Here is a 13,388-nt window from a genome sequence, read left to right as displayed (position 1 = left end):
TATTCATCATCAACCCCTAAAGGAAAACTTTTAATTTAAACAGTATGCGATAAGGGCATCATATTAAGTATGGAGTGTTGATCCTGCCTGTGGGAGAATGAACAAGATACCTTTTCAGACTATTGCGGAGCATGATTATGGCGGACAGCAAAGAGTTAGCAGAACAACGTGAAGAAACACGTCTTATTATTGAAGAATTACTGGAAGATGGCAGTGATCCAGATGCACTGTATGCCATTGAGCATCATATTTCTTGTGAAAATTTTGAAACACTAGAAAAAGCAGCCGTTGAAGTTTTTAAATTAGGTTACGAAGTGACTGAGCCTGAGGAAATTGAAGTCGAATCAGGTGAGATTTTAGTTTGCTTTGATGCAGTAAGTGAAAGTGGTTTGAACGCTGAACTTATTGATGCTCAAGTTGAGCAACTAATGAATTTAGCTGAAAAAATGGGTGTTTATTACGATGGTTGGGGTACTTATTTTGAAGATCCTGACGCAGAGTATGATGATGAAGACGGTGAAGGCGAAGACGACGACGAAGAGTCTGATAAGTCATCACGTTTACATTAATTTTTGCTAAATGTTGTCCTTTTGTACCTGATTTATCAGTGCAATATAGCACCAGCCACAAAATTGTTGCTTTGTGACTGGTGTTATTGTTTTTAAGGTAATCTTATTAATCCATTACACCAAATTTACCATTGTCATAATCATCAAAAGCTTGTAGTAGCTCTTCTTGTGTGTTCATAACAAAAGGTCCTTGCCCTGCAATAGGCTCGTTAATCGGCTCACCTGTTAGAATTAAAACAATGGTGTCACCCATTGATTCTAATGTCAGTGTATCGCCATGATTATCTAACATCACCATATCGTGTTGACGTGCAATTTCACTGTCATTGATATGTGCGGCCCCTTTTACTACAAACAACATTGCATTATGACCTTCAGGAATACTGTGATGTGAAACACCTGCACGATTTAAACGCAGATCCCACACATTCAGCGGTGAGTAGGTCATTGCTACACCTTGTGTATCGGCATAATTACCAGCAATTACTCTTACATAACCTTGGTTATTCGATAATTCAACATGAGGGATATCCTCTGCTTTCAGTGCCTGATAACGAGGCTGTGTCATTTTGTACGCTGTCGGCAGATTCACCCAAAGTTGCACCATTTCCAATACACCGCCTTCTTTGGTCATTTTTTCAGAGTGATACTCTTTATGCAAAATGCCAGAAGCAGCGGTCATCCATTGCACATCACCTGCGGTAATCGTTCCAGCATGACCTTTAGAGTCATGATGAGAAACTTCACCTTGATAGGCGATTGTTACGGTTTCAAATCCACGATGAGGATGCGCTCCTACACCACGGGCATTGGTAACAGGTTTAAATAGTGTTGGCTCGGCATAATCCATCAGCAGAAACGGGCTATGTTTCTCACCATTTTCCTGATAGGAAAATAAGGTGCTGACAGGAAAGCCATTACCTACCCAGTGTGAATTTGGCGCCGAATAAATATGATTAATCTGTCTGATAGTCATGATTGTTCTCCGAGTTAAGGAAAGAAACCGCAATAACCAAGACACAGAAGGAGGTAATACAGATTATTGCGATTTCTTAATGAGGCTGATCATAAAGCGTTCGCGTGATGAATAAAATAGGGGGAATTTGTTGATGGTATTCAAAAAAAATGAATGACTTTGGATGGTGAAAAAGAAAGAAAAAGAATGTAATAAAGAGAGTAGGAATAATAAAGAGGCTATATTTAAATAATTGATGAAATAGCTCTTAGTGTAATTGATTTTTATTTGATTCTATTTTTAAAACTGAAAAAACTACATCCTTTCTTAGCAACAATAAGTCAGAATGTAGTTTATTAATACGTTTATTTCTTAAATCTTATTTGCTTGTGTCGCCACAACCGCCAATGATTTTAGAAATAGAAACTGCTGGGTGCAGTAAGTAGTCGTAGTTACAGTCTTTTTCTTTATTGTATACGCTTCCAGTACAACCAGTCATTACAGTAATTACAGAAGCAATAAGTGCAATTTTAACAAAGTTTTTCATGAAAAAATTCCTTTTAAATTTTAGAGTTATAAAAGCCAATGCATGACTTTATCTGCATAAAGATATTAAATTAGCTATAAATAGCAATATAAAAAAATCTCTTTTTTTAAATATAAAATAAGATAAATAATATTTTATTTAAGAAGGGAAATATAATTATCTAGAGTGGAATGAAAAACGATTTAAACTTGTAGGTTTTAATAAAATTTAAGATAAGAATTTTATTAATAATATTTTGATAATAATTAATTAAAAAATTAATTGTGAAAATAAGCATAGAAATATACTGTATTTATATCATTTTGATAAACAGGATTTGTGTTAATAGATGCTATTTTCTGCTAATAAAAACCCGCATAAAAAATGCGGGTAAAGTAGAGCTTATTTTATTTATTGTATTACGTAGGGAACAGCAAGAACGCTTAAAGTGGCTTCACCATACGGATCTCACAATCACTATGTCCAGTGTTGCCTAATGCTTCATCAATAAATTCGAATCCTAGTTTTTCGTATAAACCGACAGCCGCTTTTAAGATATCTGTGGTTTCTAAATAGCAACGGCTAAAGCCTTGCTCTTTACCAAATTCAAGAGATTGCAGAACGATTTTTTTCGCAATACCTTTGCCTCGTAATTTGGATGAAAGGTACATTTTTTGTAGTTCACAAGTATTGCCATCGCCACCAGCAAGTGGTGCGACACCACCCCCACCAACAACTTCTCCATCCATTTCAACAACCCAGTAAGCACTGCGTGGCTGATGATAAACTTCATAGAGAGTATCTAAAATTGGATCGGCAACCGCGAAGCCTTTATCGGCAGTTAAACCATGCTCTGCCGAGACTTCACGAATAACGCGTGCAATACCTGCGTTATCTTTTTCTTCAATGGCTCGGATAACAATATTTGAGGTTATAGCTTGGGTTGCAGTCATAGTTGCACTCATCGTTTTCACTTATTAGTAGAATATTTTTTGATTATTTATTGAGAGAGCACCGGAAAGGAACTTCTTCATTGAAAGTAGCTCGGATGGCCACAAAAACTATCTTAATTGATTAAGTGTGTTTGTAAACCGTTAACCCTTTCTCTTTGCTTACTTATTCCTTTTGTTTCTAGCGTTATATTTTAGTGAGTGATTAAATTTAAGTGAAAATAAGGAGGAGAAAGGCATATTACCGAGAATAGAACCGTGAATAATAAAAAATAAAGTGAAAAATGGTTTTATTTTTTAACAGGGATATACCAAGTAAAAAACCCGCGGTAAACGCGGGTTTTCATTATTAATCTCAGTGTCTTTAAAGCGATAGTGCTTATAAAGAGGCGATAGAGGCTTTCTGTGCGATTAGCTTCTCTTTTGCATTTAAGCATGTCGCTAAGCGTTCACGCTCTTTAGCAACAACCGCTTCTGGCGCACGGCTAACAAAGCCATCGTTAGATAATTTGCTGTCTAAAGTTGAGATATCTTTTTCTACTTTTTCAAGCTCTTTATCTAAACGTGCAAGCTCTGCATCTTTATCGATAAAGCCCGCCATTGGGATCAGCAATTCTGCACCGTTAACCAGTTTATTAACCGATAATGGCGCTTCTTCGCCTTCTGCTAATGGACGGATATCAGCTAAGCGACCCATTGCTTTTAAGAAACCAATATTGTCACTAACGCGGCGTTTCGCATTGTCATCGGCACCACGTAAGATAACTTCAAGTGGTTTACCCGGAGCAATATTCATTTCAGCACGGATATTACGAACCGCAACGATAACTTCTTTGATCCACTCAAGATCGTTAAGTGCTTGTTCGTCCACTAGTGAAGCATCGAACTCAGGGAAAGCTTGTAGCATGATGGTTTCACCTTCAATGCCTTTAACTTCCTTCACACGTTGCCAGATTGTCTCTGTGATAAATGGAATAATTGGGTGAGCAAGACGCAGTAAGCCTTCTAACACTTCAATCAGTGTATGACGTGCTGCGCGTTTTTGTGCATCATTACCTTTGTGTACCGCAGGTTTTGATAGCTCAAGATACCAGTCACAGAATTGGTTCCAAGTGAACTCATATAAAATACCGGCAGCGATATCGAAACGATAGTTATCTAATGCTTCGCGATAGGCTTTAACGGTATTATTAAATTCAGCTAAGATCCAACGGTCAGCCAGTGAGAATGTCATCTCACCACCTTGGTAGCCACAATCTTGATCTTCTGTATTCATCAGAACAAAGCGGCTTGCATTCCACAGCTTGTTACAGAAGTTACGGTAGCCTGATAGACGTTTCATATCCCAGTTAATATCGCGACCTGTTGAAGCTAATGCCGCTAAGGTAAAGCGCAGAGCATCTGTACCGTGTGCTTCAATACCTTCAGGGAATTCTTTGCTAGTACGTTTAGCAATTTTTTCAGCCATTTGTGGCTGCATCATATTACCAGTACGTTTTTCTAACAGGTTCTCTAATGAAATACCGTCAATCATATCCAGAGGATCAAGTACGTTACCTTTGGATTTTGACATCTTCTGGCCTTCTTCATCACGAATAAGACCTGTCATGTAAACCGTATTAAATGGAATTTGCGGTTTACCGTCTTCATCTTTGATAAAGTGCATGGTCATCATGATCATGCGGGCGATCCAGAAGAAAATAATATCGAATCCACTGACTAATACATTCGTTGGATGGAATGTTTTTAGTGCTTCTGTGTTTTCAGGCCAGCCTAATGTTGAGAATGTCCACAGTGCAGATGAGAACCACGTATCCAGTACGTCATCATCTTGGCGTAATGCGACATCAGCAGCGATATTGTTTTCACGACGAACTTCTTCTTCGTCACGACCAACATAAACGTTGCCTTGGTTGTCATACCAAGCAGGGATACGGTGACCCCACCACAGTTGACGAGAAATACACCAATCCTGGATATCATTCATCCATGAGAAGTACATGTTTTCGTATTGTTTTGGTACAAATTGGATATCACCATTTTTAACTGCTTCAACGGCAGGTTTCGCTAAAGGTGCTGCGCGAACATACCATTGGTCTGTTAATAAAGGTTCGATAACCACGCCACCACGGTCGCCGTAAGGTACGGTTAAATCGTGAGGTTTGATCTCTTCTAATAAACCTAGACGTTCAAATTCAGCGACCATTGCTTTACGTGCAGCAAAGCGTTCCATACCTTGGTAGGCTTCTGGAATTTCAGTGCTGTAAACGTCAGATTCAACACCGTTGGTGTCTAATACTTCTGCGCTGACTCGGATATTGCCGTCAAAATCCATGATATTAATCATTGGTAATTGATGACGACGTCCAACTTCATAGTCATTAAAGTCGTGAGCAGGGGTGATTTTTACGCAACCAGTCCCTTTTTCCATATCAGCGTGTTCGTCCGCTAAAATAGGGATACGACGGTTAACGATTGGTAGAATAATTTCTTTACCAATTAAATCTTTATAGCGAGGATCTTCAGGGTTAACAGCAACACCAGTATCACCTAACATGGTTTCAGGACGTGTTGTTGCAACAATCAGGTAATCTTTACCTTCAGCTGTTTTTGCCCCATCCGCTAGAGGATAACGCAAATGCCACATAGATCCTTTAACTTCACGGTTTTCAACTTCAAGATCAGAAATCGCTGTGTGTAATTTAGGATCCCAGTTTACAAGGCGTTTACCACGGTAGATGAGATCTTCTTTATGTAAGCGAACAAAAGCTTCTTTAACCGCTTTAGATAACCCTTCATCCATTGTGAAACGTTCACGTTCCCAATCAACAGAGTTACCTAAACGACGCATTTGGTTAGAAATGTTACCGCCTGATTCCGCTTTCCATTCCCAGATTTTGTCGATAAATGCATCACGACCATAGTCATGACGATTTTTACCTTCTTCAGCAGCAATTTTACGCTCAACGACCATTTGAGTCGCGATGCCCGCATGGTCAGTACCTGACTGCCATAAGGTATTTTTACCTTGCATGCGCTGGTAACGGATCATGGTATCCATGATGGTCTGCTGGAAAGCATGGCCCATATGTAGGCTACCCGTAACGTTTGGCGGTGGGATCACGATACAGAAGCTTTCTTTCGTTGTATCGCCATTGGCTTTAAAGTAGCCGTTTTTTTCCCAATGCTGATACAGAGGTTGTTCAATCTCTGCTGGATTATATGTTGTGTCGAGCGATGGCTCTTTTGGTGCGGATTTATTTTCCATATTCTTTACGTATTCAATAGGTTGGCGGCGTAGCCATTGTCAAAGTAAAGCCGACGCTACGATAAATTTTATATCGTTCACGCGCCAACTGTTTCAATTGTTCATCAATAGGTACAAAGTCTATCACTTCATGGAAAGCTGTGGCAAAGTCTACGAATTGCGATTGCAAATTAATCAAGAGATCACGAGGTGCATTACCACGTTTTCCAGGCCAACATAATTCAACAGGAGAGCCATAACGAGGGCCTTCACCTGCAAGATTATGAGGAACAAACTGATGAGGTTCTCTTGTCCATAATGCCTCATCAAGCAATTCAGCTTGAGCCTGAGACTCACAAACCAACAAAATACGTTTGCCTAATCGCCAATGTTCAGCGGTAAGTTGACAGGCAAGCCACTCATGAGCCTGTAAATCTTCGTGTATTGATGGGTGTTCCATTAAATAAAACGTGGCGTTTTTCATGATATCCCGATAACAGAAGGGTATTGCGTTGCAATACCCTTCTTGGAGTCTGCTCTATTTACCATAATAATAGGGTAATACCTTAACCCTGATAATTATGCGGTATTAATCGTCGCTATTCAAACCCGCGCGATTGAGTAAGAACTGAGACAATAAAGAAACAGGACGGCCTGTTGCGCCTTTTGCTTTGCCAGAACGCCATGCGGTACCTGCAATATCCAAGTGAGCCCAGTTATATTTAGTCGCAAAACGCGCTAAGAAACAACCGGCAGTAATTGCACCACCTAAACGGCCACCTGTATTTGCTAAGTCAGCAAAATTAGATTCGATTTGTTCATAGAACTCATCGCCTAATGGTAAACGCCAAGCGCGATCACCTGCTTGCTCTGATGCATTCATTAACTCATGTGCTAACGGATTATGATTAGACATTAATCCGCTGTAGTGATGACCTAAAGCCACCATACAAGCGCCTGTTAATGTTGCGATATCGACAACTAATTCAGGCTCGAAGCGCTCAACATAAGTTAACGTATCACACAGCACTAAACGGCCTTCAGCATCAGTATTTAATACTTCAACGGTTTGGCCTGACATGGTTGTTAAAATATCACCAGGGCGATACGCTTTTCCACCCGGCATGTTTTCACAGCCTGCAAGTACGCCAATAACGTTGATTGGCAACTGGAGTTCAGCCACAACACGCATCACACCGTAAACCGTTGCTGCACCACACATGTCGTATTTCATCTCATCCATGCCATCAGCAGGTTTGATAGAAATACCACCAGAGTCGAATGTCAGTCCTTTACCTACTAATACGATTGGGCGTGCTTCAGGATCTTTATTGCCTTTATATTCGATAATCGACATTAAAGATTCATTTTGAGAGCCTTGTCCTACCGCGAGGTAAGCATTCATATTGAGCTCTTTCATTTGTTCTTCGCCAATAACACGCGTAGATACATTTGAAGATGAGTCTGCTAATTGACGAGCTTGAGACGCTAAATAAGCGGCATTACAAATATTAGGTGGCATGTTAGCTAAATCTTTACATGCCTTAATACCTGATGCGATGGCTAAACCGTGTGCAATTGCGCGTTCACCACTTGGGAGTTCACGACGAGTAGGTACATTAAAGACCATTTTACGCAATGGACGACGTAATTCTGTTTTATTGCTTTTCAGTTGATCAAAGGTATAGAGGCAGTCTTTTGCAGTCTCAACCGCTTGACGTACTTTCCAGTAATTATTACGACCTTTAACATGCAACTCAGTCAGAAAGCATACAGCTTCCATCGAGCCAGTTTCATTGAGAGTGTTAATGGTTTTTTGAATGATCTGTTTATACTGGCGTTCATCCAATTCACGCTCTTTACCGCAACCAATCAGTAAAACGCGCTCAGAGAGAACATTTGGTACATGATGTAACAGCAATGATTGTCCGACTTTGCCTTCCAGTTCACCTCTGCGTAACAGGGCGCTGATATAGCCATCACTGATTTTATCAAGTTGCTCCGCGATCGGAGATAAACGACGAGGCTCAAACACCCCCACGATAATACAAGCGCTGCGTTGTTTCTCTGGGCTGCCGCTTTTTACATTAAACTCCATGCGTTCTCCTGAATATTAAAGACAAAAACGGAAAGTATCGTTTAGAATAGTGATCCGCATTAATCTACCCCATAGAAAGTTTACTTTTTATGTTAAGCTAAATGCATTAATTGAACACAACTAATTTAGCTAACTTATAAGCTTGTTCTTATTGGGAACCTGTTTATAGCATGTTTTGATATCATTTGGGCTGCAAGAATGTCTAACTGAGATGCACAAATGATAGATATACAACGAAGTTAGCGATTTTCCTGCAAAAAGACAAGTTTTCACAGGCATAACTAGCGTGATTATAATTCGATATTTAGCTCGGGAAACCCTTAAAAGTCAGATAGCCATCTTATTTATTTTGATGCTTATCTTCTTTAGCCAGAAACTGGTTGAAATTTTAGGGGCTGCTGTTGAAGGTAACATTCCTACAAACCTCGTGATTTCTCTGCTGTGGCTGGGAATTCCTGAGATGGCACAGCTTATTCTTCCATTAAGCCTTTTTCTTGGCCTTCTGATGACTTACAGCAAACTTTATGTTGAAAGTGAGATAACCGTCATGAATGCGTGCGGGATAGGTAAGAAAGCATTAGTGCAAGCTGCACTGTTGCTCTCACTACTGACCAGCGCATTAGCCGCAGGAAATGTCATTTGGCTGATTCCTTGGTCTTCGGTACATCAAGAGCAAGTCCTTGAGGATGCTAAAGCAAACCCAAGTTTAGCTGCATTGATGGAAGGGCAATTTAAAATGTCCAGTGACCGCAATATGGTGCTCTATCTTGGTAGTGTAAAAGGAAATCAATTCCAAGATGTGTTCCTTGCACAGTTGCGTCCAACGCAAGATCAGCGTCCTTCTGTCGTAGTGGCAGATAAAGGTTATACCAAAGAATTACCTAACGGGAATCAGATAGTCGTATTAAGTGAGGGAACTCGCTATGAAGGTACGGCTGTATTACGTGATTTTCGTATTACTGATTTTAATGACTACCAAGCTGTTATTGGGCACCGTGAATCTACTATTAGCAGTAACCGTGTAGAACAAAAAACGATGACTGAGCTTTGGCATTCTAATGAAACAGAGTCTATTGCTGAATTCCATTGGCGCTTAACCTTGATTTTCTCTGTTGTCATTATGGCTGTGATGGTCGTACCTTTAAGTGAGGTAAACCCGCGCCAAGGCCGTGTATTAAGTATGTTACCTGCCATGCTGCTTTATTTGGTGTTCTTCTTATTACAAAGTTCATTGCACTCTAATGGTGAAAAAGGAAAACTGGATCCGCTAATTGCAATGTGGAGTGTTAATGGCGTTTATCTTGCCTTGGCTATCTTATTGAATGTTTGGGATACCTTGCCTATGCGTAAATTCCGTGCTCGCTTTAAGAAAGGAGTTGCCTGATGTTTGGTGTATTAGATAAATATATCGGGCGTACTATTTTACAGTCAATTTTGATGACGTTATTTTTGCTGGTTTCACTCTCCGGCATTATCAAATTTGTTGATCAACTCCGTAAAGTAGGACAAGGGGATTTCACCACACTGGATGCGGGTATTTACGCCATTTTAAATATCCTTAAAGATGTGCAGATCTTTTTCCCCATGGCTGCGTTACTCGGCGCATTATTAGGATTAGGTGCATTGGCAACACGTAGTGAGCTAGTGGTGATGCAAGCTTCAGGGTTTACCCGTTTGCAAATTGCAGGCTCTGTGATGAAAACCGCGATCCCGTTAGTACTGTTAACCGTACTGATTGGTGAATGGGGCGCACCACAAGGTGAGCAATACGCACGTAACTATCGCGCTGAAAAAATCATGGGTAATTCTTTAGTTTCTACTAACCGTGGTATGTGGGCTAAAGATGGCAATCAATTTATTCATATCAACAGAATAAAGAGCCAAAATGAGATGCAAGGTATCACTCTGTATAATTTTAGTAATGATAGAAAATTAGAAACAGTACGTTATGCATCAAGTGCAATCTATGATGTGGATAAAAAAACGTGGATGTTGAAACAGGTTGATCAATCTGATTTAACTGATCCACAAAAGATTACAGGTAAAAAACAGGTATCACTTGAATGGCCAACTCGATTAACGCCAGAAAAATTAAGTGTTGTGGCGTTAGATCCGGATGCATTATCGATCAGCGGACTCTATCAGTACGTTAAATATTTAAAACAGAGTGGGCAAGAATCAGCAAACTATGAGCTGAACTTTTGGAAAAAAATCTTTGCTCCAGTCTCTGTTGCAGTAATGATGTTGATGGCATTGTCATTTATTTTTGGCCCATTACGTACAGTACCAATGGGATTAAGAGTCTTAACGGGTATCTCTTTTGGCTTCTTATTCTATATCGTCAATGAGGTTTCAGGGCGATTAAGTCTGGTTTATGGCATACCGGCAGTGATTGCAGCATTAGTACCGGGAATACTCTTCCTAACATTAAGTTTATGGTTATTGATGAAGCGTAACCGCTAAGTAATATCAGCCAAGAAAAACAAAAAGCGCCTTACAAGGCGCTTTTTTTATCGTTATTGGATTGCGATCACTGATAAAAATCTTTTGCTAGAGCACGAACAAGAGCATTAGTCCCCTGAGTGACTTCACTAAATTTAGTGCCGTTAGGTTTACGGGTGATCACCACAAATATACCGATATTTAATTCGGGAATGGTTGCCATATAAGTATTAAAGCCACCGCCGCCGCCAGTTTTTTGGTAAATCGCTGGAACGCCATTGGTTGGAGCCATATAAACCCAGCCTAAACCTACACCATCAGCACGACCTGCAACGTCCATACCTTCTATTGAAGAGAGTCGATTACGAGGAAAGTAGACAGACTGCTCTTTACTTGCCGTTGCTTTTCGCATGGCATTATGAGAACTCAAAAAGCCTTGCATCCAACGTTGCATATCGGCTGGTGTTGAGTACACACCGCCACTTCCGGCTGCTGCAATGGTGTCAGAGCATGGGCTTGGTTTATATCCTACTAATAGTCGTTGGCATTGTTCTGGAGTCGGCGTCAACGTGGTGCTAGTCATACCCGCAGGTCGAGTGACATATTGTTGTAAAAGTTGAGGATAACTTTTACCAGATGCTTTCACTAAGGCATCCGCTAATAGATCGTAAGCTAGGTTTGAATAAGCGGCTTGATCTCCAGCTGTTGATGTCAACGTTGCTTTTTTCAACCAGTTCCAGCGGTCACCATGTGTTGGCCATATAAAAACAGGCCTTCCCCATTTTCCTCCAGGTTGTTCTCGTGGGAAGCCACTAGTATGGCTTGCTAAATGATAAAGACGGATAGGGGATTGAGCGCTAACTAATGGGATATTTACGCCGTAGTAGCTGTATTTTTGTAGTGGATCGGTGACTAATAATTTTCCATCATCTTGTAACTTTAACATCACTTCACTGGTCATCAGCTTTGTGATAGAAGCGATACGGATCAGTGAGTTCATTGATGGTGTATTGCGACTTTCAGGTGTTGTCGTCCCAAAAGAACGGTTCAAGGTTTGAGAGTTATTGATCATGACAATAACCATGCCTTGAGGATTACTTTTTTGATAAATCTGTGAAGCGTATTTATCAAACAACGCACTTGCATTACGTACATTAGGGCTTAATGCTGTAGGCCATTGCGTCAGTTCAGGCACATTGTTCTGTTGATTTAACATAGACGGTTGTGTCGCTGGTGGTAATGACGAACGTTGGCTACACGCATTCAATGTCAGTAAAGCGACAGGGATCATAAGATACTTTAGAAAATGTTTTTTCATTTTTACTTTCAACAGAAGTCAGTGAGGTGAAAGGAATGCGATCAACATAAGATTATTTATGTTTTAATTTGGTGCCTTTCTTATCGCGCTATTTTTTCTTTATCATTTTTAATACGGCACCTAAGATAATACCAACAAATATGCCCGTTATAATCCAGCCAACAATGCCCATAACACCGCCTTCTAATCAGTTTTAAACCAAATTTTGATTATATTATCAGAAATAAGAATGTCTATCAGTGCAATAGTTAGTTATCAAAAAGTTGACATCAAATGTGTCAAATTGTCTCTAAGAAAAAGATAGTGAAGAAAAATTGCATCATAAAAAGACATTCCCCTCATATTTCTCCTCTAAAAATGAGGTAAGTATTACCGTTAAGTTACAATTTCTCTCGGTTTACCTTAGTTTTTAACCCTATTATTAGCTTTTCTTTATTATTAAGTTAGGATATGTATATCAAGAAAATGTTAACGAACGGTGTTATAGTCTTATGTTTATTACTTTTACAGTTTATTGTTCTGATATTTATTGTTTTTTGATTTTTTATTGAAATTTTATAAAGGTAATATAAGAGTGTGTCATATTTTGTAATAATTTACTGATTGTGGGATTGTGAAATTAAATTTATTATAGCTTCATCAAGTCGAGAGACTGAGAATATAAGAGTTACAGAGCAAAGATAACACAGCAATAATAGAGTGAAGTAATAAGAAGGCATATTATCAAATAGCCTCTTTAATAATAAATAAGTTATATATTAGTAGTAATATTTCAACACCATTATATTAAATAGTAGCACCTTCATTAAAGCAGTAAATAAGTACCTTTATATTAGATAGCAATACCTTCGTTAAAGTAGTAAATAAGTACCTTTATATTAGATAGCAGTACCTTCGTTAAAGCAGTAAATAAGTACCTTTGTGTTAAATAGTAATTTCCTATGTAGTAGTAAGAATTACCTTGTTAAAGTAGTAAATCCTTTATATCAATAATATGTAGTATAGATAAAGAAGTAAATTATATTAATAAAACATAACTACCTTCTTCCTCACACCAGGGAAGAAAAGGGCAATGACATGATAAAAATAACTTATAGTCATTAAAATAAAATTAAGCCCTCTATTAGCAGTACTGTTGGATCAAAACACTAACCCAAGTTTTGGTCCTTTTTTTATTTATCGTTATGTAATTTAAAACATACCGATTAGTTAAATTAGTTTTAATAAATTTATATAATGATGGTGTGATCTTAAAAAGAAGAATCAATAAGAAATAAAAAATA

10 protein-coding genes are annotated in these 13,388 nt (G+C 39.0%); 3 read left to right on the top strand and 7 right to left on the bottom strand.

The window, feature by feature from the left end; genetic code table 11:
- Positions 1 to 137 precede the first annotated feature (137 nt).
- Positions 138 to 569 carry a ribonuclease E inhibitor RraB gene (gene rraB, locus GWJ01_RS01670; RefSeq protein WP_109394630.1) on the top strand — a complete coding sequence of 144 codons (432 nt, stop codon included), beginning with the start codon at positions 138 to 140 and terminating at the stop codon, positions 567 to 569.
- A gap of 106 nt (positions 570 to 675) precedes the next feature.
- Here rraB and GWJ01_RS01665 read toward each other — a convergent pair whose 3' ends face one another.
- The 6 genes from GWJ01_RS01665 to pepA all read right to left on the bottom strand — a co-directional run bounded on the left by GWJ01_RS01665 (position 676) and on the right by pepA (position 8,345).
- A complete protein-coding gene (locus tag GWJ01_RS01665) occupies positions 676 to 1,545 on the bottom strand; it encodes a pirin family protein (RefSeq protein ID WP_161710628.1) in 870 nt (289 codons plus the stop codon).
- A 358-nt stretch (positions 1,546 to 1,903) separates the two neighbouring features.
- Positions 1,904 to 2,071: a YhfL family protein gene (locus GWJ01_RS01660; protein ID WP_036914671.1), complete on the bottom strand. Its 168-nt coding sequence runs from the start codon at positions 2,069 to 2,071 to the stop codon at positions 1,904 to 1,906.
- Positions 2,072 to 2,493: 422 nt separating this feature from the next.
- Complete coding sequence (locus GWJ01_RS01655) at positions 2,494 to 3,003, bottom strand: GNAT family N-acetyltransferase (protein WP_109394761.1); 510 nt, start codon at positions 3,001 to 3,003, stop codon at positions 2,494 to 2,496.
- A 376-nt stretch (positions 3,004 to 3,379) separates the two neighbouring features.
- On the bottom strand, positions 3,380 to 6,268 hold the full coding sequence (locus GWJ01_RS01650) for a valine--tRNA ligase (RefSeq protein WP_109394626.1): 2,889 nt from the start codon (positions 6,266 to 6,268) through the stop codon (positions 3,380 to 3,382).
- Between the two features lie 13 nt (positions 6,269 to 6,281).
- A complete protein-coding gene (locus GWJ01_RS01645; protein WP_109401961.1) occupies positions 6,282 to 6,731 on the bottom strand; it encodes a DNA polymerase III subunit chi in 450 nt (149 codons plus the stop codon).
- A gap of 105 nt (positions 6,732 to 6,836) precedes the next feature.
- Positions 6,837 to 8,345 (bottom strand): leucyl aminopeptidase, encoded by a 1,509-nt coding sequence (pepA, locus tag GWJ01_RS01640; RefSeq protein WP_088493953.1) that lies wholly within the window; start codon positions 8,343 to 8,345, stop codon positions 6,837 to 6,839.
- Positions 8,346 to 8,631: 286 nt separating this feature from the next.
- Between pepA and lptF the strand changes: the two genes are divergently transcribed.
- Together lptF and lptG are read left to right on the top strand one after the other, a co-directional pair.
- The gene (gene lptF / locus GWJ01_RS01635) at positions 8,632 to 9,729 is read left to right on the top strand and encodes an LPS export ABC transporter permease LptF (protein ID WP_088493952.1); all 1,098 of its coding nucleotides are present in this window, start codon (positions 8,632 to 8,634) and stop codon (positions 9,727 to 9,729) included.
- The gene (gene lptG, locus GWJ01_RS01630) at positions 9,729 to 10,808 is read left to right on the top strand and encodes an LPS export ABC transporter permease LptG (protein WP_109394624.1); all 1,080 of its coding nucleotides are present in this window, start codon (positions 9,729 to 9,731) and stop codon (positions 10,806 to 10,808) included. Before lptF ends, lptG begins: the two co-directional genes overlap by 1 nt.
- 67 nt (positions 10,809 to 10,875) lie before the next feature.
- Here the strand turns inward: lptG and ampH are convergent, their stop codons facing one another.
- Complete coding sequence (gene ampH / locus GWJ01_RS01625) at positions 10,876 to 12,105, bottom strand: D-alanyl-D-alanine-carboxypeptidase/endopeptidase AmpH (protein ID WP_161710627.1); 1,230 nt, start codon at positions 12,103 to 12,105, stop codon at positions 10,876 to 10,878.
- Between the last annotated feature and the right edge of the window lie 1,283 nt (positions 12,106 to 13,388).

Source organism: Proteus sp. G2618 (assembly GCF_009915995.1).
Taxonomy (GTDB): domain Bacteria; phylum Pseudomonadota; class Gammaproteobacteria; order Enterobacterales; family Enterobacteriaceae; genus Proteus; species Proteus terrae.
This window is presented reverse-complemented; position numbering and strand designations above follow the sequence as displayed.